19 protein-coding genes are annotated in these 20,948 nt (G+C 59.8%); 8 read left to right on the plus strand and 11 right to left on the minus strand.

Translation table 11 applies throughout. The features are described 5' to 3' along the window. The first annotated feature begins 47 nt into the window (after positions 1–47). The 8 genes from J0X03_RS13015 to J0X03_RS13050 all read left to right on the plus strand — a co-directional run bounded on the left by J0X03_RS13015 (position 48) and on the right by J0X03_RS13050 (position 7,932). Positions 48–1,094 (plus strand): 3-deoxy-7-phosphoheptulonate synthase, encoded by a 1,047-nt coding sequence (locus tag J0X03_RS13015; protein ID WP_047576003.1) that lies wholly within the window; start codon positions 48–50, stop codon positions 1,092–1,094. 105 nt (positions 1,095–1,199) lie between these two features. Further along, positions 1,200–1,685: a glutathione peroxidase gene (locus J0X03_RS13020; protein WP_033642898.1), complete on the plus strand. Its 486-nt coding sequence runs from the start codon at positions 1,200–1,202 to the stop codon at positions 1,683–1,685. A gap of 172 nt (positions 1,686–1,857) precedes the next feature. Next, complete coding sequence (gene hemP / locus J0X03_RS13025; protein ID WP_016927944.1) at positions 1,858–2,040, plus strand: hemin uptake protein HemP; 183 nt, start codon at positions 1,858–1,860, stop codon at positions 2,038–2,040. Positions 2,041–2,134: 94 nt separating this feature from the next. Next, complete coding sequence (locus J0X03_RS13030; RefSeq protein WP_069100236.1) at positions 2,135–4,219, plus strand: TonB-dependent hemoglobin/transferrin/lactoferrin family receptor; 2,085 nt, start codon at positions 2,135–2,137, stop codon at positions 4,217–4,219. Between the two features lie 66 nt (positions 4,220–4,285). After that, positions 4,286–5,323 carry a hemin-degrading factor gene (locus J0X03_RS13035; protein ID WP_033642896.1) on the plus strand — a complete coding sequence of 346 codons (1,038 nt, stop codon included), beginning with the start codon at positions 4,286–4,288 and terminating at the stop codon, positions 5,321–5,323. After that, positions 5,320–6,150, plus strand: a complete 831-nt coding sequence (locus J0X03_RS13040) for a heme/hemin ABC transporter substrate-binding protein (protein WP_033642895.1) — start codon at positions 5,320–5,322, stop codon at positions 6,148–6,150. Before J0X03_RS13035 ends, J0X03_RS13040 begins: the two co-directional genes overlap by 4 nt. After that, complete coding sequence (locus J0X03_RS13045; RefSeq protein WP_033642894.1) at positions 6,150–7,154, plus strand: FecCD family ABC transporter permease; 1,005 nt, start codon at positions 6,150–6,152, stop codon at positions 7,152–7,154. Before J0X03_RS13040 ends, J0X03_RS13045 begins: the two co-directional genes overlap by 1 nt. Beyond that, on the plus strand, positions 7,147–7,932 hold the full coding sequence (locus J0X03_RS13050) for a heme ABC transporter ATP-binding protein (RefSeq protein WP_033642893.1): 786 nt from the start codon (positions 7,147–7,149) through the stop codon (positions 7,930–7,932). The genes J0X03_RS13045 and J0X03_RS13050 overlap by 8 nt, the downstream gene beginning before the upstream one ends. A 740-nt stretch (positions 7,933–8,672) precedes the next feature. Here J0X03_RS13050 and J0X03_RS13055 read toward each other — a convergent pair. The 11 genes from J0X03_RS13055 to arnB all read right to left on the minus strand — a co-directional run bounded on the left by J0X03_RS13055 (position 8,673) and on the right by arnB (position 20,713). Next, a complete protein-coding gene (locus tag J0X03_RS13055; protein WP_033642892.1) occupies positions 8,673–10,115 on the minus strand; it encodes a protein adenylyltransferase SelO in 1,443 nt (480 codons plus the stop codon). A 244-nt stretch (positions 10,116–10,359) separates the two neighbouring features. Beyond that, entirely contained in the window at positions 10,360–11,091 is a 732-nt protein-coding gene (locus J0X03_RS13060; protein WP_033642891.1) for an EAL domain-containing protein, read from the minus strand. Positions 11,092–11,602: 511 nt separating this feature from the next. Next, positions 11,603–12,616 carry a lipoate--protein ligase gene (gene lplA / locus J0X03_RS13065; RefSeq protein WP_033642890.1) on the minus strand — a complete coding sequence of 338 codons (1,014 nt, stop codon included), beginning with the start codon at positions 12,614–12,616 and terminating at the stop codon, positions 11,603–11,605. Between the two features lie 59 nt (positions 12,617–12,675). Further along, a complete protein-coding gene (locus J0X03_RS13070) occupies positions 12,676–13,140 on the minus strand; it encodes an NlpC/P60 family protein (RefSeq protein ID WP_016927954.1) in 465 nt (154 codons plus the stop codon). Between the two features lie 176 nt (positions 13,141–13,316). Further along, entirely contained in the window at positions 13,317–13,709 is a 393-nt protein-coding gene (gene arnF / locus J0X03_RS13075) for a 4-amino-4-deoxy-L-arabinose-phosphoundecaprenol flippase subunit ArnF (RefSeq protein ID WP_033642888.1), read from the minus strand. Then, complete coding sequence (gene arnE, locus J0X03_RS13080; protein WP_033642887.1) at positions 13,706–14,050, minus strand: 4-amino-4-deoxy-L-arabinose-phosphoundecaprenol flippase subunit ArnE; 345 nt, start codon at positions 14,048–14,050, stop codon at positions 13,706–13,708. Before arnE ends, arnF begins: the two co-directional genes overlap by 4 nt. After that, a complete protein-coding gene (gene arnT, locus J0X03_RS13085; protein WP_122004172.1) occupies positions 14,047–15,711 on the minus strand; it encodes a lipid IV(A) 4-amino-4-deoxy-L-arabinosyltransferase in 1,665 nt (554 codons plus the stop codon). The genes arnE and arnT overlap by 4 nt, the downstream gene beginning before the upstream one ends. After that, a complete protein-coding gene (gene arnD, locus J0X03_RS13090) occupies positions 15,708–16,613 on the minus strand; it encodes a 4-deoxy-4-formamido-L-arabinose-phosphoundecaprenol deformylase (RefSeq protein ID WP_033652453.1) in 906 nt (301 codons plus the stop codon). The genes arnT and arnD overlap by 4 nt, the downstream gene beginning before the upstream one ends. After that, positions 16,610–18,592 (minus strand): bifunctional UDP-4-amino-4-deoxy-L-arabinose formyltransferase/UDP-glucuronic acid oxidase ArnA, encoded by a 1,983-nt coding sequence (gene arnA / locus J0X03_RS13095; protein ID WP_033644264.1) that lies wholly within the window; start codon positions 18,590–18,592, stop codon positions 16,610–16,612. The genes arnD and arnA overlap by 4 nt, the downstream gene beginning before the upstream one ends. Continuing rightward, positions 18,592–19,572: an undecaprenyl-phosphate 4-deoxy-4-formamido-L-arabinose transferase gene (arnC, locus tag J0X03_RS13100; RefSeq protein WP_033642884.1), complete on the minus strand. Its 981-nt coding sequence runs from the start codon at positions 19,570–19,572 to the stop codon at positions 18,592–18,594. The genes arnA and arnC overlap by 1 nt, the downstream gene beginning before the upstream one ends. Then, the gene (arnB, locus tag J0X03_RS13105; protein WP_047026209.1) at positions 19,559–20,713 is read right to left on the minus strand and encodes a UDP-4-amino-4-deoxy-L-arabinose aminotransferase; all 1,155 of its coding nucleotides are present in this window, start codon (positions 20,711–20,713) and stop codon (positions 19,559–19,561) included. The genes arnC and arnB overlap by 14 nt, the downstream gene beginning before the upstream one ends. Positions 20,714–20,948 lie beyond the last annotated feature (235 nt).

A 20,948-nucleotide genomic window follows, 5' to 3' on the forward strand; every position in this document is an offset into this window, starting at 1 on the left:
CTTCCCGGCGCTCCTGCCGCAGAGAAGAACAGTTTCCAGGGAACAACATGCACAAAACAGATGAACTGCGGACCGCGCGCATCGACAGCCTCGTCACGCCGCAAGCGTTGGCGGATAAGCTGCCGATCTCGGCGGCCGTCGCCGATAACGTGACAGCGTCACGTAAACGCATTGAAAAAATCCTTACCGGCGAAGACCGCCGCCTGCTGGTGGTGATCGGCCCCTGCTCCATCCACGATCTCGACGCCGCCGTCGATTACGCCGGCCGGCTGAACACCCTGCGCGAACGCTACCAGGATCGCCTGGAGATCGTGATGCGCACCTACTTCGAAAAACCGCGCACCGTTGTCGGCTGGAAAGGCCTGATCTCCGATCCGGCACTGGACGGCACCTTCCAGGTCAACCGCGGCATCGAAATGGCGCGCCGCCTGCTGCTGGAGGTGAACCAGCTCGGCCTGCCGACCGCCACCGAATTCCTGGACATGGTCGTCGGCCAATACATCGCCGATCTGATCAGCTGGGGCGCCATCGGTGCGCGCACCACCGAAAGCCAGATCCACCGTGAAATGGCCTCGGCGCTCTCCTGCCCGGTCGGCTTCAAAAACGGCACCGACGGCAACACCCGCATCGCCATCGACGCCATTCGCGCGGCGCGTGCCGGGCACATGTTCCTGTCGCCGGACAAACATGGTCAGATGACCATCTACCAGACCAGCGGCAACCCGTACGGCCACATCATCATGCGCGGCGGCAAAACGCCGAACTACCACGCCAGCGATATCGCCGCCGCCTGTGACAGCCTGCGTGAATTCGATCTGCCGGAGCACCTGGTGATCGACTTCAGCCACGGCAACTGCCAGAAGATGCATCGCCGTCAGTTGGAAGTGGCCGACAATGTCTGCCAGCAGATCCGCGCTGGCTCTGCCGCCATCACCGGCGTGATGGCGGAAAGCTTCCTGGTGGAAGGCACGCAGAAAATCGTCGCCGGCCAGCCGCTGACCTATGGCCAGTCGATCACCGATCCTTGCCTGAGCTGGTCCGACAGCGAACAGCTGCTGGCGATGCTGGCGGATGCCATCGATAGCCGCTTCTAGCCTATCGCAGGCCGGGGCCACGCCCCGGCTTTATCTCCCCTGTTTCGCTCATCTATACTGATCGCAATCCTTTAACACCCGCCGCAACGCACTGGGAGCCCCGGCATGATTCACTCTCTGTTATCCATCCCCTGCGTCACGCTGCAGGGCGAGCAAAAAACGCTGGGCGATTTCCCGGCGCGCGCTTACCTGGTGGTCAACACCGCCAGCAAGTGCGGCTTCACCCCGCAATACCGCGGGCTGGAAAATTTGTGGCAATACTATCGCGAACGCGGGTTGATGGTGCTCGGCTTCCCTTGCAACCAGTTTGGTTCTCAGGAGCCGGGCAGTCCGCTTGAGATCGCCAATTTTTGCAGCCTCAACTACGGCGTCAGTTTCCCGCTGTTCAACAAAATAGAGGTCAACGGCCCCGGCGCCCATCCGCTGTTCAACGAACTGAAACGCCTGGCGCCCGGCATTCTGGGCAGCCGCCGCATCAAATGGAATTTCACCAAATTCCTGCTCACCGCCGATGGTCAACGTGTCACGCGCTTTGCGCCGATCACCAAACCTGAGCGTCTGTTCGACCGTATCGAAACCCTGCTGAAATAATCCCCTCTTTTTTACGGGCCGAGCGTGTTCGGCCCGTCGCCGGATGTCCGTTCGGCAAAAAGGTTCCATCGGTAAGAAAATTTTCCTTGATGTAACCTTTCCATCACATGATAATGATTCTCAATTTGATATTAATTACCATTTAATGGTCTGTTTTATAAGCACAAAGATGATGGATACTGCCAACACGCCAACTCCCGCCGCCGCGGCCCCGACCGAGCACAGCGCAAACGCGCCGCCCAGCTACGACAGCGCACAGCTGCTCGGCGCCGACGGCATCGCGTTCATTACCCATCAGGGCCAGCGCTATCAACTGCGGCAGACCAAGGCAGGGAAATTGATCCTGACCAAATAACCACAGCATCCTCAAACGCCAGCCACCCCGATCTTGTGATCCAGGCAGCCAGCAAATCTATTGATATGTTTCATTACATACGGAGAGTTGCACCATGCCTCTGACATTTTCCACCCGGCTGCGTTTTTCCGCGTTGAGTCTGGCGATTGCCTGCGCTCTGCCTACGGTGGCCTTGGCACAAAACACCAGCACGACACCCTCTTCTTCCCCCGCGACGCCGGCCAAAAAAGCCAAAGCCGCTGACGAAACCATGACCGTGGTCGCCACCGGCAATCAGCGCAGCAGCTTTGAAGCGCCGATGATGGTGACGGTCATCGAAGGCAGTTCGCCGGAAAGCCAAACTGCGGGGACCGCTGCCGATATGCTGCGCCGCGTGCCGGGTATTACCGTCACGGGCTCCGGCCGCAGCAATGGGCAGGATCTCATGATGCGCGGTTACGACCGACGCGGCGTGCTGACGCTGGTCGACGGCATCCGCCAGGGCACCGATACCGGCCATATTAACGGCACATTTTTAGATCCTGCGTTGGTGAAGCGCATCGAAATCGTGCGCGGCCCTTCTGCCCTGCTGTACGGCAGCGGCGCGCTGGGTGGCGTAGTGTCTTATGAAACTGTCGACGCCGCCGACCTGCTGTTGCCAGGCCACGACAGCGGGTTCCGCGTCTACGGCACCGCCGGCAGCGGCGATCACAGCTTGGGCATGGGCGCCAGCGCCTACGGCAAGACCGATAACCTCGACGGCCTGCTGTCGTTCGGCACCCGCGACGTCGGCAATCTGCGCCAGGGCAATGGCTTCGATGCCCCCAACGACGAAACCATCAACAACGTGCTGGCCAAAGGCACCTGGAAGATCGACGACAACCAGTCGCTGGGCGGCAACCTTCGTTACTACAACAACAGCGCCCAAGAGCCGAAAAACCCACAAACGCCAGCCAGCTCCGCTGGAAACTTAATGACCGATCGTTCGACGATCCAACGCGACGCGGCTCTGAGTTACAAACTGAAGCCGGTCGGCCAGGATTGGCTGGATGCTGAAGCGAAAGTGTATTACTCGGACGTGAAAATTAACGCGCACGCCAGCGGCAGCGAAGATGAAGCGCGCAAACAAACCACTAAAGGCGCCAAACTCGAAAACCGCACACGCCTGTTTGCAGATACTTTCGCTTCGCACCTGTTGACCTACGGCACCGAGGCTTACAAACAGGAGCAAACGCCGGGCGGAGCGACCGAAAGTTTCCCGCACGCAAAAATCAACTTCGCTTCAGGCTGGCTGCAGGACGAAATCACGCTGCGCGATCTGCCCGTCACCCTGCTCGCCGGCACCCGCTATGACAATTACAAGGGCTCAAGTGACGGCTATGCCGATGTGAATGCGAACAAATGGTCCTCACGCGGCGCAGTCAGCATTACCCCCACCGACTGGCTGATGCTGTTCGGCTCCTATTCTCAGGCGTTCCGCGCACCGACGATGGGTGAGATGTACAACGACTCCAAACACTTCTCCATCCCAATGGGGCCTACCACCATCACCAACTATTGGGTGCCGAACCCTAATTTGAAACCGGAAACCAATGAAACTCAAGAGTACGGATTTGGTCTGCGTTTCGACGATCTGCTGCTCGCCGATGATAGCTTGCAGTTCAAAGCGAGCTATTTCGATACCAAAGCCAAGGATTACATCACAACCGACGTCACCATGGAGCTGGGACGCGGCCCGCGCGGCCCTTACTGCATCAGTTGCACCACCTTCTCGACCAATATCGATCGCGCAAAAATCTGGGGATGGGACGCTACGCTCAGCTATAAAACCTCTTGGTTCGGCTGGGATTTGGCTTATAACCGCACCCGCGGCAAAAATGAAGCGACCGGTGACTGGTTGAGCAGCATCAATCCGGACACCGTCACCAGCTCGCTGGATGTGCCGCTGGGCGAAACCGGTCTGTCCGCCGGTTGGGTCGCCACCTTCGCCGAACGCGCCACCCGCGTGCAGACGGGGACGCCGGAGCAAGGCGGCTACGGGGTTAACGACTTCTATCTGAGCTACAAAGGCCGCGACCGTCTGCAGGGCGTCACCACCACCGTGGTGCTGGGCAACGCCTTCGACAAAGAGTACTACTCGCCGCAGGGCGTCCCGCAGGATGGCCGCAACGCCAAACTGCTGGTCAGCTACCAGTGGTGATCATTTGACTATCTGGCGGACATACGGTGTGTCCGCCATTCGCATCACAGCGCAGGAGAATCCCGCATGAGCAACACCCTGTACGAACGTTACCAACAGGCTAAAATCGACCATCCCGGCAAATACGCCCGCGATCTGGCGGCGATCCTTGGCGTCAGCGAAGCGGAACTGACGCACGCCCGCGTTGGCCACGACGCTCGCCGCCTGCAGGCCGACGCCCGCACGTTGCTGACCGAACTCGAGCAAGTGGGCGTCACCAAGTCCATCACCCGCAACAGCTATGCGGTGCATGAGCAGATGGGCCGCTACCGCAACCAGCACCTCAACGGCCACGCCGGGCTGATCCTCAACCCGCGCGAGCTGGATCTGCGCCTGTTCCTCAACCACTGGACCAGCGTCTTCGCCATGAGCGAAACCAACAAGCGCGGCGTGCGCCACAGCATTCAGTTCTTTGACCCGCAGGGCGATGCGCTGCACAAGGTCTACACCACCGAGGAAACCGATCTGCCGGCCTGGATGGCGCTGGTGGAACGCCACCTGAGCGAAGAAAACCCGGCGCTGGCGCTGCAGCCCGCCGAGGCGGCCACCTCCGATGAAGCCACGCAGGATCAGGCCAAAATCGACGCTGAATGGCGCGCGATGACCGACGTGCACCAGTTCTTCCAGCTGCTGAGCCGCAATAAGCTGACGCGCCAGCAGGCCTTCCGCGCCGTCGGCGACGATCTGGCCTATCAGGTGGACAACAGCGCGCTGTCGCAACTGCTGGAGGCAGCGCAGCAACAGCAAAATGAGATCATGATCTTCGTCGGCAACCGTGGCTGCGTGCAGATCTTCACCGGCCAGATCGAACGCTTGATGCCGCAGGAAGGCTGGATCAACGTGTTCAACCGCCGCTTCACGCTGCACCTGATTGAAAACGCCATCGCCGAAAGCTGGATCACCCGCAAACCGACCAAAGACGGCATCGTCACCAGCCTGGAGCTGTTCGCCGCAGATGGCACGCAGATCGCGCAGCTGTATGGCCAGCGCACCGAAGGCCAACCGGAACAAACCCAGTGGCGCGAGCAGGTCGCCGCGCTCGCCGCCAAGGACATCGCCGCATGAAATCCTCCTTGATCCGCCGCCTGGCGTTGATGGTGACGCTGACGCTGCCGCTCACCGCCGCCGCCGCACAGCGCATCGTCTCGATCGGCGGCGACGTGACGGAAATCGCCTTTGCGCTCGGCGCCGGCGACGACGTGATCGCCCGCGACAGCACCAGCCTGCATCCGGAAGCGGTGAAAAAGCTGCCGGACGTCGGCTACATGCGCCAGCTGAACGCCGAAGGCATTCTGGCGCTGAAACCGACGCTGGTTCTTACGACCGAGCTGGCGCAGCCGGCGCTGGTGCTAAAACAACTGGCGGACAGCGGCGTCAAGGTCGTCAGCGTGCCGGGTGACACCACCCTGCAGGCGGTGCCGCAAAAAATCGCCGCGATCGCCGCCGCGCTGCAGCGTGATGAGCAAGGCAAGCAGTTGAGCGAGCGCTATCAACAGCAGCTGGCGGCGGTCGATACCACTCCGCTGCCGGTCAAGGTGCTGTTTGTGATGAGCCACGGCGGCATTACGCCGATGGCGGCCGGGCAACACACCGCCGCCGACGCGGTGATCGCCGCCGCCGGACTGAAAAACGCCATGCAGGGTTTTGACCGCTACCGTCCGCTGTCGCAGGAAGGCGTCATCGCCAGCGCGCCGGACCTGTTGCTGGTCACCACCGACGGCGTGCGCACCCTCGGCGGCGAACAGCAACTGTGGACGTTGCCGGGTCTGGCGTTGACGCCGGCAGGTAAGCAGCGTCGCGTGCTGATCGTCGATGACATGGCGCTGCTGGGCTTCGGTCTGGAAACGCCGGCGGCGCTGGCCAAACTGCGCCACGCGGCGGAGCAAAAGTAATGCGCTGCCGCACCTCGCCTCAGTTAGCCATCATCGGCCTGCTGGTGCTGCTGACGCTGCTGGCGCTGGTCGCCGCTAACCTGGGCGCGCTGACGCTGTCGTTTGGCACCCTGTGGCGCGAACCCTTCAGCGACGCCGCCTGGCACATCTGGCTGAACATTCGTCTGCCGCGCGTGCTGTTGGCGGTGGTGATCGGCTGTGCGCTGGCGGTATCCGGCGCGGTAATGCAGGGGCTGTTCCGCAATCCGCTGGCGGATCCGAGCCTGCTGGGCATCAGCAGCGGCGGCGCGCTGTTTGTCGCGCTGTTCATCGTGATGCCGCTGGCGTTGCCGGTGACGATCGCGTTGTATGGCCACATGCTGGCGGCGTTCCTCGGCAGCCTGCTGGTATCGCTGTTGATCTACGGCATCAGCCGCAGCGGGCACGGCAATCTGTCGCGGCTGCTGCTGGCGGGCATCGCGATCAACGCCCTGTGTATGGCTGCCATCGGCGTGCTCTCCTACATCAGCAGCGATCAACAGCTGCGCCAATTCTCGCTGTGGATGATGGGCAGCCTCAGCCAGTCGCAATGGCCGACGCTGGCCGTTTCCGCCTCGCTGATCCTGCCCACGGCACTGCTGACGCTGCTGCAGGCGCGTCGTCTGAACCTGTTACAGCTGGGGGACGAAGAGGCACACTACCTCGGGGTGAACGTTCAGCGCGCCAAGCTGCAGCTGCTGCTGTTGAGCGCCCTGTTGATCGGCGCGGCGGTGGCGATGAGCGGCGTGATCGGCTTCGTCGGTCTGGTGGTGCCGCATCTGGTGCGCATGCGCCTCGGCGGGGATCACCGCTGGCTGCTGCCCTGCTCTGCTCTGGGCGGCGCCTGCCTGCTACTGGTCAGCGACACGCTGGCGCGCACGCTGGTGGCGCCGGCCGAAATGCCGGTGGGATTGATGACCAGCCTGATCGGCGGCCCTTACTTCTTGTGGCTGGTGATGCGCCAGCGGGAGCGAACCAGTGGATAACGCCGCCAACCTCACGGCCCGGGAGCTGCGCTACAGCCTCGGTACGCGCCGCTTGATCAACGATGTTTCGCTCAGCCTCGCCGGCGGTGAAATGGTGGCGATTATCGGCCCTAACGGCGCCGGCAAATCGACACTGCTGCGTTTGCTGACCGGCTATTTGACGCCGGACTGCGGCGAATGCCGGCTGCTTGGCCGCCCGCTGGAACACTGGGCGCCGCAGCAGTTGGCCAAAGTCCGAGCCGTGATGCGTCAATACAGCGATCTGGCGTTCCCCTTCAGCGTGGAAGAAGTGGTCAGCATGGGACGCGCGCCGCACGGCAAACGCGACGAGCACCAGGCGATCCAACAGGTGATGGCGCAGACCGATTGCCTGGCGCTGGCGCAGCGCGACTATCGTCAGCTGTCCGGCGGCGAACAGCAGCGGGTGCAACTGGCCCGGGTATTGGCACAGCTGTGGCAGCCGCAGCCGTCCCCCGCCTGGCTGTTCCTCGACGAGCCGACTTCGGCGTTGGATCTTTACCACCAGCAGCATACCCTGCGCCTGCTGCGCTCGTTGACGCGCCAACAGCCGCTGGGCGTCTGCTGTGTGCTGCACGATCTCAATCTGGCGGCGCTGTACGCCGACCGCATCCTGCTGTTGCATCAGGGGCGCCTGGTGGCGAGCGGCACACCGCAGGAAGTGTTGCAGACGGAAATCCTCACCCGCTGGTACCAGGCCGATCTCGGCGTGATTCATCATCCCGAAGTGTCGTTGCCGCAGGTCTATCTGCGCCAATGAAACGTTCAAGGGCGCCATGAGGCGTAATGCCGCTCAGTTAATCCTGAGTGGCATTTTTTTATCCAGCCTCTGGGCGTTCTGTGCAGGGGAATTGCCGTAAATGTCCCGCATTTCTCTGTGGCCAACATGAACGGCAATTGGAGGGGCCGATGGCGCGGCCCCTCCACCCGCGCCTTTGCTTAACACCGTCTGTCCGCTATGCGGATACCCTCGCCGCGTCTGCGTTGTCGGGCGGGTCGGCTGCGACAAACGTCCCTGTTAGTCTCGCCTCAACCGGCCTTCCCTGGCCGGTTGCCCCTGACAACGCCGTCTTGCTCGGCAGCCGGTGATGCGCGCCCAAGGTCAACACCTGAGCTGGCTGCTATCGGGAAATCTGTCGCTTATGAGGTTGTGGTAGAGAAGTTGGAGATGAGCGCGGTGTTGGGCGCCCTTGAAGACGCCGAACGCAGGCATAGCGCATTAGGAGAAACCGCCATGGACGGCGGTTTCAGGTGAGACAGGCAGGGACGCCTGTCGCAACCGGCCTCAATGCGCTATGGCGGAGAGAGGGCAGTTGGCAAAGCCAACCGTCTGACAGGGCAAAGGCGCGGGTTGTCAGGGGCCGCGCCTTCGGCCCCTGGCTCGGTCGAGGTGTGGGAGCCACATGGGGCATCTCACTTTTATCGACCGAAAATTTCACGAACGCCTGCATAAAAACGCTAACTGACCAGCATTACGCCATGAGGCGCCCTTTTTTCATCTCAGCTGGAGCAGGAAATCTCCAGATGTTTGCCCCAGTCCGGCGGCAGCGCGGCGAGATCGTCATACTCCGGCGCATCGTCGAACGGCCGCAGCAAGGCCTGATGCAACCGCTGCAAACGGCCGACGTCGTCTTTCTCCGCATCCTCAATCGCTTGCTGGGCCAGGTAGTTGCGCAGGATCAGCCGTGGGTTCACCGCCTTCATCGCCCGTTGCCGCTCCGCGTCGCTGACCTGCTCCTGCTGCAAACGCTGACGATATTGCTGATACCAGGCGTCGAAGGCCGCGCGGTCGATAAACTCATCGCGCAGCGGCGACTGCGCCTGTTGCTGTTCGGTTTCGCTCAACAGGCGGAACGTGCGGGTATAGTCCCGCCCTTCCTGGGCCATCAGGCTCAACAGGCCGGTCAGCACGTCGTTATCCTGCGCCGTCGGCGTGAAGAAGCCCAGTTTGGCGCGCATCTGTTCGCCATAGGCGCGCATCAACGCCGGTTCATACGCCGCCAACGCCTGCTGCAGCTGTTCGGCAGTCATCAGCCCCGACAAGGTTTGCGCCAGGCGATGCAGGTTCCATAACGCCACCGCCGGCTGATTATCAAAGGCGTAACGCCCTTGATGGTCGGAATGGTTACAGATATAGCCGGGCTGATAGTCATCGAGGAAGCCGTAAGGGCCGTAATCGATGGTGATGCCGAGAATCGACATGTTGTCGGTGTTCATCACGCCGTGGGCGAATCCGACGGTTTGCCAATGGGCGATCAGGCGCGCCGTGCGTTCGACCACGTCGGTAAACCACAACAGGTAACGATCGGCCTGATCCTGCAACTGCGGCCAGTGACGGGCGATGACGAAATCCGCCAGCTGCCGCACCTGCTCCGGCTGTTTGCGGTAATAAAAGTGTTCGAAGTGACCGAAGCGCACATGGCTTTCCGCCACCCGCAGCAGCATCGCGCCGCGTTCCGGCTGCTCGCGGTATACCGGTTGTTGACTGGTGACAATAGTTAACGCACGCGTGGTGGGGATCCCCAGATGGTGCAACGCCTCAGAGGCCAGAAACTCGCGGACAACCGAACGCAGCACCGCGCGGCCATCCCCCATGCGTGAATACGGCGTCAGCCCGGCGCCCTTCAGGTGCCAGTCACGGTGACTGCCGTCCGCCAGGACTTGTTCGCCCAGCAAAATGCCGCGCCCATCGCCCAGTTGCCCGGCCCAGACGCCGAACTGGTGGCCACTGTACACCTGTGCCAACGGCTGCATGCCCGGCAGCAGCGTTTCCCCCGCCCAAATCGGGGTTTTATCCTGAGTAAACCAACTGTCATCCAGCCCCAGCTCGCGCGCCAGCGGCTCACTGTGGTACAGCAGGCGCGCATCCTTGAGCGGCGTCGGGTTCAGGGCGGTGTAAAAACCGGGTAATTGTTGATAGTAAGCGTTATCGAATTGCGGCATAGGCCCTCCGTTTCAGCGTAGTGTAGAGCCTGAACGGGAGGATTAACACCGAAGGAATGCAGGGAGAACGCATCCGCCTGTCACCAGAACGGATGCGGGAGGTTTCTCGTGAGGAAACGCGCTGAACGTCGGCTGACAAACGCGGTTATCAGCAAAACGTGGGGGAATAACGGCGACTGAATCACGCTAAACATCACCCCGTCGCTTATTTACCTCATTGTGTGTAGTTTTTTTGTATCACTTCTTAATTATTGAACTCGCTGGGCATCGCCAGCAAAGCTTGCAGATTATCCACACCAACGCTGGGCCATAAAAAACCTTGCAGGCCTAAAACACCGGCGTATCTGAGTTTATTAAAGTACTCTTTTTTCTCTATTCCTCCGACGATCACGCCTTTACACAACAGGTTGATATTCTTTAACAACGAGTCGATGACCACGTCATACCCCTGATGGGTAAACAGCTGCCAGTAAAAACGCTTGTCTATCTTTACGTAGTCAAACAAACCATCGTACAACGCGGTCAGCGTGGCTTTACCGGAACCGAAATCATCGAGCCACAGCGTAAACAATTCGCTTAATCGCCGCACGCTCGTATTGTTCTTTCCGGCAGAAAGATTCGGAAAACTCTCACTCATTTCAAATGCAATAAAAGGATATTGCCGGATCCTCTGGCACAAGGCCGGATCGGAAAGAATAAGCTCGACGATGGTTTCTTCGATATTGATGGTCAACTGCACGCTGTTACCGGTAAACCAGGCAGCATGCTGCTCCGCCAGTCTCAATTGCTCATTAAATAACTCAATCCTTTGTTCAGGCGCCAATAAATTAATCCCAATTTCGGCCGGCATGGCTAAATCACCGTCGAGACTGTTGAAACGGCTCAACATTTCCACCGCCAACAGCCCGCCCTCCATTGAGTAAACAGGTTGAAAAACATAGCTACTAATAAAGTCAGCTTCGAGTTGGATGTTCATTTTAATGCCACAGGATGAATGGCTAGCGTATCATCGTATATCAATATATTTTATCGATCAATCCTTCTGGGATTAATCGGAAATATCAATGCAAATGCTCGTAAAATATCATTTAATTGATAGATTAAAGCTATACGACAATCGCGAACGGCGCAAAGAAAAGCAGCCGCACTTATGCCAGTTTTCTCGTTCGGCGCGTGATGCGAAAAGATATTTGGCTTAAGTGGAATGGATTTGAGGTCAAATTTGACTTATCTCCTTTGTTTTAATTAAGAAAAATCCTAAATAAAGTAAAATAATCTTTCTGACTTAACGCCAATTTTTCCGGCCGTTAACGATGACTGATTAAATTTAATAACGCATCAATTCCGCCCGTTATTCGCAGCATTGAAAACCTGAAAAAATGCCCACCTTGATTTTCAGAAAATCTGCGCTACGCCCAGCGAAACGTCGCTTTCAGCGATAAAAAAAGGGATGAGCACGCTCATCCCCTCGCAGCCAGACCGCCCGGCTAGCGGATGGTATCGCTCAGCCATTGCCGCAGCTCGGTCAATTCAGCCGCCTGTTGCGGATAGGCCGCCACCAGGCGGTCGCAGCAGGCGGCGACGGGCTCACTGCGGTACGCGCAGCCCACCAGCATGTCCGCCAACCGCTGTAGCGGAGCCGGATTCAGGCTGTCGGTGAATACCTGCGCACGAACAATTGTCCCCTTCTCGACATCGAAGAACAGGTCCACGCCGCCCCAGACGAAGCGTTCATTTAGCAGATGGCTGAACGCCGGCGCCTTGCCGAAATTCCATTCCCAACTGCTCTGTTTGGCGAACTGCGCGGCAAAATCGGGCAGATCGGGGAATACATCCGGCGAAATGATCTCCGGCTCGGCCGTCTCGCCATAGTGGGCGAAGAAGGCCTGCACGATCGCCTCACACACCTGCTCATGGCTGATGCCCGGCAAAAACTCCGCCAGGTTGGCGACGCGTGAACGCACCGAGGTGATGCCCTTGGCCTGCAGTTTTTTGGGATCCGGATTGAGGTAGTCCGCCAGCCGCTCCAGATCGGCATTCAGCAACAGCGTGCCGTGGTGGAAACCGCGATCCTGCGTTTCGCGATAGGCGGAGCCGGATATTTTGCGCGGCCCGTCGGCGGTTTCCATCACCAGGTCATTGCGCCCCGATGCGTCGGCCGTTACGCCCAACTGCCGCAGCGCTTGCAGAATGATGTTCGTAGAGACGCTTTTATCGTACCCCGGCTTGCCGGCCATAAAGGTGAAGCAGGTGTTGCCCAAATCGTGGAATACCGCCCCGCCGCCGCTGCTGCGCCGCGCCAGCCGAATGCCATCCTGTTCCATACGCCGGGTGTTGCACTCTTTCCAGGGGTTCTGCGACTGGCCGATCACCACCGTTTCGGCATTGCGCCACAGGAAGAGGATTTTTTGCGTGGTCATTTCGCGGAAGATGCACTCTTCCACCGCCAGGTTGAACCAGGGATCGTAGGAGTCGGAGATCAGTAAACGCAAACTGTTCATGGCAGGCACCGTTCAAAACACGTGATGCCGCCATGATACACCAAATCAACGGGTTAAGGCTAAATGCGCCGCGCCTGCCAGTACACCCGTTTCCAGTAAACGTTATCGAGCGAGGAGCGGATCACCCCGCGGCTGGTCGAAGCGTGGATAAATTGGTCGTTGGTATCGTAAATGCCGACGTGCAAACCGTTCTCACCGCCGCCGGTTTTGAAAAACACCAGATCGCCCGGCATCAGTTCGTCGCGCGAGACCTTGGTGCCCAGCGAGGTTTGCTCTTCGGTCGAACGGGGCAGCTGCATATCGAAGCGATCGCGGAACGTGCGGTAAACAAAGCCGGAGCAATCCACGCCGCCGCGATCCAGGCCGCCGTAACGGTATGGCGTGCCGTACCACTGGCGCAGTTGTTCATTGAGCTGAGCCACCACCACGATAGAATCCGCCAGGCGGCCGCTGGGTGGCGGCGCATGGCTGCTGCAACCGGCGAGGATTAAACTGGCTAATAAAAACCACACACGCATCCGCATAATATCCCTTCATTGAACACGTTGCCGCATTATGCCATTCGGTACACCACTACACTGCCTGCGAGGCAAAGCCGGCACCACGTAAGGAAAGCGCTATTTCGCGTTAATTTATCTCCCGCACGGGGAAAAAGGCAAGCGCCATGAGGGAGATAATAGCAGGATCGCCGGTTTTGGCCCTATTGCGGCGATTTGGTCTCGGATTTGCTGTTAATCAGCCAGACGCCGAACAGAATAAACAGCGTGCCCAACGTTTTCAGCAGCGTAGCGGATTCGTTAAACCACGGCAGGATCACCGCCGCCAGGTAAACCAGCGCATAGCTGACGCTCAGCAGAGGATAAGCGCGGTTTAACGGCAGATGGCGCAGCGCAAAGAACCAACACAGCATCGACAGCGCATAGCCAAAGATGCCGCCGCCCACCGCCAGCAGCGGCAGCCAGTAGTCGCCGATCAGCGTCAGCGAGACATCGGCGAACGACATCAGCGGGATCTGAACCATGCCCCACTTCATCAGCAACTGCGCCAGCGTCACCAGCAGTACGCTGGCGGCGCCCCAGGCATAGCCCTTCATGAATGCACGCTCATCAGCAGGATCCCCAGCATAATCGACGCCACGCCACACCAATGGCGCGCGGTCGTCGGCTCATGAAACAGCCAGCGCGCGGCCAGCGTCACCATCACGAAGTTAAGGCTGAGCATCGGGTAAGCCAGGCTGAGCGGCAGGCGTTGCAGCACATTGAGCCACACCGCCATGCCCAGCCCCAGCAACAGCACCGCCAGCGCCAGCCAACGCAGCGTCTGCTTGAGCCGCGCCTCGTCCGCCCGTTCCCAGCAGTGCGCCGCCTGCTTCTGGCACAGCTGCCCACCACAGGTGAGCAGACTGACCACTATCACCAACAGAAAACCGATCATGGTTGCTGTTTATACCACATCAGCACCAGACGGTTCATGCGATCCACCTTGTCTGCGGCAGGCAGTTCCTGCGGCAGCGCTTCGCCGCGGGAGAGCTGCAACACCAGCGACACATTCCCCTGCTTGCGCGCCTGCGCCAGCCACTGCGGGAAGTCGGCGTCGCTGATCAGGTGCCCTTTGGCGTCCGGATACTCCAGACCATAGGCCACCTCGCCTTTCTGGCTGTACATCAGCACGTCGCTGCGCTTGAGTTCCCAGGCCAGGCCGGCCGCCAGCCCAACGCTGTCGCTTAGCACGTAACGGCTGTCGCCCAGCTCTGCCATCGTGGCGCGGGCAAAGTTCTGCGGCAGTTTTGAATCGATCACCTGCTGCGGAATCGCGTAACCGATCACCAGGCACAGCAACACCGGGCAAGCGGCCGCCCAGCGCCATTGGCGGCCGTTATCGCGCGCGGAGACCAGCGCGAACAGCAGCCAACCGCCGAACGCGATCAGGCCGAGAACCACTTTCGGCCACTCCTGCGGAGTAAACAGATGCGCTTTCGGCAGCAAACCGGCGCTCAACACCACCAGCGCCACGATGCCAATCAGCCCGAACAAGCCGTTCAGCCAGGCGTTGGCCTTAAACAGCCTGGCGCGCAGCGTGGCGGCATAGTCTTCCGCATAGGCGGTCATCAGCAGCGCCAGCGGCGCCATGCACGGCAGAATATAGGTCGGCAGCTTGCCTTTGGCGATGCTGAAGAAGATCAGCGGCATCATCGCCCAGCTCAGCAGGAAGAACAGCTCCGGGCGCTGCACGCGTTCGCGCCAACCTTTGAGCAGCGCGCCGGGCAGCAGCGCCAGCCACGGCAACACCGCCGCCAGCAGGATCGGCAGGTAATACCAGAATGGCGCCTTGTGCTGGGCGTTATCTTCGGCGAAGCGCTGAATGTGTTCGACCCAGAAGAAGTAATTCCAGAAATCGGGCTCACGTTGCGCGATCGCCAGCGCCCACGGCAGGCTGAGCAATGTGGCGGTCACGATCGCCACCGGGCCGTAGCACAGCAGATCCTTGATGCGACGTTGCTGAATGACAATCGGGATCACCGCGATCACCGGCACCGCCAGCGCCAGGAAGCCCTTGGTCATAAAGCCCATGCCGCAGGCCAAGCCCAGCAAGGCGTAGGCGCCCAGCTTGCCTTTGACCGAGGTGGCTTTCAGCGTCAGGTAATAGCTGACCATCGCCGCCGCCAGCCACAACGAAATCATCGGATCCAGCACACTGTAGGTACCGATGCTGAACACCAGCACCATCGACAGGAACATCAGCATCGCCAGGCTGGCGCGGCGCGCATTGCGCCACATCAGCATCGCCAGCGCGAACACCAGCAGCGCGGTCATGCCGGTGCTGAACACCGAGCCGAACCGCACCGCAAAGTTGTTTTCCCCGAACAGCCACTGGCTGATGTTATTGAACCAGTATCCCGCAACCGGCTTCTCGAAATAGCGCAGCCCCAGCAGGTGCGGCACCACCCAATCGCCGCGTTGCAGCATTTCACGACTGATCTCGGCATAACGCGTTTCATCCGGCTGCCACAGCAGGCGACCGTTAAGCGGGATCAGATAGACCAGAGCAAAAAAAACGGCCAGCAGAATGGCCCAGGATCCTTTTAGCGCCTTCATGTAACGTCCTTCACATCGGTTTGACAGCCCAGCCAACCTTCGCGGCCGGGGAAAGGAGCGCGCTTGATGCGGCCCAACGGCAGTGACGCCAAATCTTGCGGTAACAGCGCGCTCAGCGGGCAGAATTCGATGCCCTGCTGCCGTGCGCGTTGCAATAACTGTTCGAACATCGCCGCTTGCGACATGCCTTCCACTTCGGTGTGAATGGTGTACACCGGTACGCCGCGATCGTTCTCGATGGCGCGCAGAATGTAGTCGTTGAAGTCGGCCATGCTGACTTCGCTGCCGATCACTTCGTCGAAGGTCGGCAACGTCACCGGGATCTGCACCGTACCGTGACGCCCGTCGCTCAGCACCGGACGGAACGGATGGGTGCCGCGGCAATCGCTGTTGTAATGGAAGCCGAAGCGCTGCTTGACCTCCAGCACGCGCGTGTCGGCACGCCACCCTGCTACGGCGGAGCATTTCACCGGCTGGCCGGTGCTGGCGCTCAGGGCATCGACGCCCCGCTGCACCTGTTCGGTCAGCTGCGCCTCGCTCCACTTGCCGACGTTGGCCTGCCATCCCTGGTGATCCCAGGCATGCAGCCCGACTTCATGGCCGGCTTCGGCGGTGCGCTTCATCAGCGGCCCCAGCGCGCGTGAAATGTTGCGCCCCGGCCACGCGGTGCCGGCCAGCAGAATATCCAGGCCGTACAGCGAAGCGGCGTTCGATCGCAGCATTTTCCACAGAAACTTCGGACGCAAAAGGCGCCAAAGATGGCGCCCCATGTTGTCCGGTCCCACGCTGAAGAAGAAGCTGGCCTGAATGTCGTACTTTTCGAACAGGTCCAGCAACTGCGGCACCCCTTCACGGGTGCCGCTGAAGGTATCTACATCAACCCGCAGACCGACTTTCTTCATGCATCGTTCCCTTCCTGAACGGTAGTGCGCAGGAAGTAGTCCAGCGTATCGGCGACGGTTTGCTTCATCTCGATGGTCGGCTGCCAGCCCAGCAGACGGCGCGCGTTTTTGATGCTCGGCGTGCGGTGCTCGACGTCCTGGTAACCTTTACCGTAGTAGCTGCTGCTCTCCACGTCCTTGAAGCCGGCAAACGGCGGGAAGCGGTCGCGCAGCGGGTGGTTGTTGAAGCTTTCCAGCAGCATTTCCGCCAGCTCGCGAATGCTCGCTTCGTTGGTCGGGTTGCCGATGTTGACGATCTGACCGTCGCACAGGCCGTCGCGGTTCTCAATGATGCGGAACAGCGCTTCAATGCCGTCGTTGATGTCGGTGAAGCAACGCTTCTGTGCGCCGCCGTCCATCAGTTTGATCGGCGAACCTTCTACCAGGTTGAGGATCAGCTGGGTGATGGCGCGGGAAGAACCGATGCGCGCGGCGTCCAGGTTATCCAGACGCGGCCCCATCCAGTTGAACGGACGGAACAGCGTGAACTTCAGGCCTTCTTTGGCGCCGTAAGCCCAGATCACCCGATCCAGCAGCTGTTTGGAGACCGAGTAGATCCAGCGTTGTTTGTTGATTGGCCCGACGATCAGACGCGAATGGTCTTCATCGAACTCTTTGTCGTCGCACATGCCGTACACTTCGGAGGTGGACGGGAAGATGATGCGCTTGTTGTATTTCACGCAGTCGCGAACGATCTTCAGGTTCTCTTCGAAGTCCAGCTCGAACACGCGCAGCGGGTTACGGGTGTATTCGATCGGCGTCGCGATCGCCACCAGCGGCAGCACCACGTCGCATTTCTTGATGTGATACTCGATCCACTCGGAGTGGATGCTGATGTCGCCTTCCACGAAGTGGAAGCGCGGGTTGTCGAGGAAGCGGCTGATGGCGTCAGAGCCGATATCCAGACCGTAGATGTCGTAACGATCGTCGCGCAGCAGACGCTCGGTCAGGTGGTTGCCGATGAAACCGTTGACCCCGAGGATCAGCACGCGGGTGCGGCGTTTCATCACGGCGTTAGGCTTGGCGGCCAGACGCACGTCGGTGACGATGCCCATTTCCTGCGCCAGGCGGCTGCCCTGCACGTACAGGCCACTTTCGTTCTGCCCGGCGACGATTTCCAGCGCGCCTTCGCCACAGGCGATGACCAGCGGGGCGGTGCTCAGCACGGTGCCCGGTTGTTTATCGTGTTGGGTATCCAGCACGCGGGAACGCCAGACGATCAGCTTGCGCTGGCCGAGGTAGCTGAATGCCCCCGGGTACGGTTCAGTGACGGCGCGCACCAGGTTGTTGATCTCTTTGGCGGATTTGTGCCACAAGATCTCGCCGTCCGCCGCGGTGCGGCGCCCGAAGTAGCTGGCCTGAGACTCATCCTGCTTGGTGAAGGTGGCGGTGCCGTTCTTCAGCTTCGGCAGTTGCTCTTTCAACACGGCCTGCGCGGCTTCCAGCACTTTTTTGTGCAGCGTCAGCGCGGTGTCGTTGTCGGCGATAGCCACTTTCTGCTGGCCCACAATGTCGCCGGCGTCAGGGCGTTTCACCATTTTGTGCAGGGTGGCGCCGGTTTCGGTTTCGCCATTCACCAACGCCCAGTTCACCGGCGCGCGGCCACGGTAGCGCGGCAGCAGCGAACCATGCAGGTTGAAACCGCCCAACGGGGCCAGCGACAAGATCTCGTCGCTCAGCATGTGACGGTAGTAGAACGAGAAGATCACGTCCGGCTGCAGTTCGCGAATGCGGTCAACCCACAGCGGGTGATTTACGTCTTCCGGCGCATAGACCGGCAGATCCAATTCGGCGCCCAAACGGGCCACGGAGGAGAAGAAGTTGTTCTCACCTGGGTCGTCGGTGTGCGTGAACACAGCCTGCACGTCATAACCCGCCTCAGTCAGCGCTTTCAGACCTGCGCAGCCAATATCATGGTAAGCAAATACAATAGCTTTCATCATTCTTCTTCCTGAGTATTGTGGTCTTGCTGTACGCCGACCACTTTCTGAACAAAATAGCGAGGACGTGCGCGCACGTCGGTATAGATGCGGCCGATGTATTCACCCAGCAGCCCCATGCCGACAAACTGGGCGCCGATAAAGGTGAACAGGACGGCGAAAAGGGTGAACACGCCGCCGGCGGCCCATTCAGGGCCGAGCAGCAGACGCAGCGCAATCAGCACCAGCGCCAACACGAACCCGGACAGCGCCACGATGCTGCCGACCACGCTGAGCAAACGCAGCGGCGTAGTGGTCAGACAGGTGATCAGGTCATACATCAGGTTGATCAGCTTCATCAGGCTGTATTTGGAGTCGCCGAACTCGCGCTCGGCGTGACGCACGTCGATTTCGGTCGTGCGACGGGCGAAGGTATTCGCCAGGATCGGGATGAAGGTGCTGCGCTCATGACAGTGCAGCATCGCCTCAACGATATGACGACGGTAGGCGCGCAGCATGCAGCCGTAGTCCCCCATCGATTTACCGGTGGCGCGTTGAATCATCATGTTGATTACGCGCGAAGCGCTTTTGCGGAACCAGGAGTCCTGACGGTTGGCGCGCACGGTGCCCACCACGTCATAGCCCTCTTCCGCCACGCTGACCAGCCGAGGGATTTCCTCCGGCGGGTTCTGCAGATCGGCGTCAAGGGTAATCACCAGATCGCCGGTCACCTGATTGAAACCGGCCATGATCGCCGAATGTTGGCCATAGTTGCGGTTAAGCAGGACGGCAATCACGTGACTGTCCGGCTTTTCGGCCGCCGCGGTCAGCATGTCAGCGGAGTTGTCGCTGCTGCCATCGTCGACGAGAATGATTTCATAAGGTTGGGATAACTGCTTACAGGCGGCGGTAGTGCGCTCCAGCAACGCAGGCAGGCTTTCCTGCTCGTTGTATACCGGGATGACTATCGACACTTTTTTGATCGGTTCAACGCGAGACACGTAAAGACTCCACAACAGAAGACAAGGCATTGACCACGCGATCCACATCGGCGTCGGTCATATCAGGGAATAGCGGTAAGGTGCACAGCCGCGCCGAGTTCCATTCGGTATTCGGCAACGACAGCTGCGGATAGCGCTCACGGTAGAATTTCTGGGTGTGCGCGGCACGGAAATGCAGCCCGGTGCCGATGCCAACCTCTTTCAGGCGCTCCATCAGCTGGTCGCGATCGAGGCCGCAGCGCTCGGGATCGACGCGCACCATAAACAGGTGCCAGGCGTGGTCATGCGGATAATCCGGCACGCCCAACGGCTGGAACGGAGAGCCTTCCAGCGCGCTCAGGTAGCGCTGCGCCAGCGCCTTACGACGCGCGTTCAGCTCGGCGAAGCGCGACAGTTGCACCACGGCGATCGCCGCGTGAATGTCGGACAGGTTGTATTTGTACCCCGGCTCCACCACTTCGGCCTGCGGTTTGCGGCCAAGCTGCTGGCGATCGAAGGCATCGACGGCCAGGCCGTGGAACTTCAGGCAACGCAGGCGATCCGCCAGCGCATCGTCGTCGGTGGCGATCAGGCCGCCTTCGGCGCAGGTCACGTTCTTAATCGCGTGGAACGAGAAAATCGCCGTGCCGCGCGCGCCGACCCATTCGCCGTTGTAACGCGTGCCGACCGCATGGGCGGCGTCTTCGATTAACGGCAGACCATGGCGTTCGGCCACGGCGCGCAAAGCGTCCATCTGCAGGGGGGCGCCGGCATAATGCACCGGAACAATCGCTTTGGTTTTCGGGGTGATGGCAGCCTCGACGTCGGCGGCGCTGACCATCAAGGTCTCACGGTCAACGTCGATCATCACCGGCGTAGCGCCCAGCAGTTCGATCATGTTGAGGGTGGAAACCCAGGTTTGCGAAGGGGTGATGACTTCATCGCCGGGCCCCACGCCCAGCGCCATCAAAGTGATGTGCATGCCCGCTGTGGCAGAACTGACGGCGATGGCGTGCTTACAGCCGAAGGTGGAACAGAAGTCGCTTTCCAGTTGCTGATTTTGCGGGCCGGTGGTGATCCAACCGGAACGCAACACTTTCTCTACCGCGGCGATTTCTTCGTCGCCGATGGCTGGACGAGAGAAAGGTAAAAATTGATCCATAGTTAACCCCAAACGTATCGGACTGCTTTTGATGACACTGTAAATCCCTTTCGTTTAACGAATATTAAACGCCAGAGAAGAATCGTTTCCGTGGATTAACTGCCAATGTAAGGCCGCAAGCTTAACTAAACCTTAAGACGAGACTTATCATCAGTGGGAGAACTGATAGGAAGGTGCCGTCATCATTAATATAATTTTATTATGTAAATCAAATTCTTATATTTTTTAATAATTA

This window comes from Serratia ureilytica (assembly GCF_017309605.1).
In the GTDB taxonomy this organism is placed as follows: domain Bacteria; phylum Pseudomonadota; class Gammaproteobacteria; order Enterobacterales; family Enterobacteriaceae; genus Serratia; species Serratia ureilytica.

Excerpts from the sequence above, each read along its gene's own strand:
- J0X03_RS13060 (WP_033642891.1), bottom strand. The coding sequence starts at position 11,091 with ATGAACATCCAACTCGAAGCTGACTTTATTAGTAGCTATGTTTTTCAA.
- arnE (WP_033642887.1), bottom strand. The coding sequence starts at position 14,050 with ATGATCGGTTTTCTGTTGGTGATAGTGGTCAGTCTGCTCACCTGTGGT.
- hemP (WP_016927944.1), top strand. The coding sequence starts at position 1,858 with ATGGATACTGCCAACACGCCAACTCCCGCCGCCGCGGCCCCGACCGAG.
- lplA (WP_033642890.1), bottom strand. The coding sequence starts at position 12,616 with ATGAACAGTTTGCGTTTACTGATCTCCGACTCCTACGATCCCTGGTTC.
- J0X03_RS13030 (WP_069100236.1), top strand. The coding sequence starts at position 2,135 with ATGCCTCTGACATTTTCCACCCGGCTGCGTTTTTCCGCGTTGAGTCTG.
- J0X03_RS13070 (WP_016927954.1), bottom strand. The coding sequence starts at position 13,140 with ATGCGGATGCGTGTGTGGTTTTTATTAGCCAGTTTAATCCTCGCCGGT.
- J0X03_RS13035 (WP_033642896.1), top strand. The coding sequence starts at position 4,286 with ATGAGCAACACCCTGTACGAACGTTACCAACAGGCTAAAATCGACCAT.
- J0X03_RS13015 (WP_047576003.1), top strand. The coding sequence starts at position 48 with ATGCACAAAACAGATGAACTGCGGACCGCGCGCATCGACAGCCTCGTC.
- arnA (WP_033644264.1), bottom strand. The coding sequence starts at position 18,592 with ATGAAAGCTATTGTATTTGCTTACCATGATATTGGCTGCGCAGGTCTG.
- arnT (WP_122004172.1), bottom strand. The coding sequence starts at position 15,711 with ATGAAGGCGCTAAAAGGATCCTGGGCCATTCTGCTGGCCGTTTTTTTT.
- arnB (WP_047026209.1), bottom strand. The coding sequence starts at position 20,713 with ATGGATCAATTTTTACCTTTCTCTCGTCCAGCCATCGGCGACGAAGAA.
- J0X03_RS13045 (WP_033642894.1), top strand. The coding sequence starts at position 6,150 with ATGCGCTGCCGCACCTCGCCTCAGTTAGCCATCATCGGCCTGCTGGTG.
- arnF (WP_033642888.1), bottom strand. The coding sequence starts at position 13,709 with ATGAAGGGCTATGCCTGGGGCGCCGCCAGCGTACTGCTGGTGACGCTG.
- J0X03_RS13055 (WP_033642892.1), bottom strand. The coding sequence starts at position 10,115 with ATGCCGCAATTCGATAACGCTTACTATCAACAATTACCCGGTTTTTAC.
- J0X03_RS13040 (WP_033642895.1), top strand. The coding sequence starts at position 5,320 with ATGAAATCCTCCTTGATCCGCCGCCTGGCGTTGATGGTGACGCTGACG.
- J0X03_RS13020 (WP_033642898.1), top strand. The coding sequence starts at position 1,200 with ATGATTCACTCTCTGTTATCCATCCCCTGCGTCACGCTGCAGGGCGAG.
- arnD (WP_033652453.1), bottom strand. The coding sequence starts at position 16,613 with ATGAAGAAAGTCGGTCTGCGGGTTGATGTAGATACCTTCAGCGGCACC.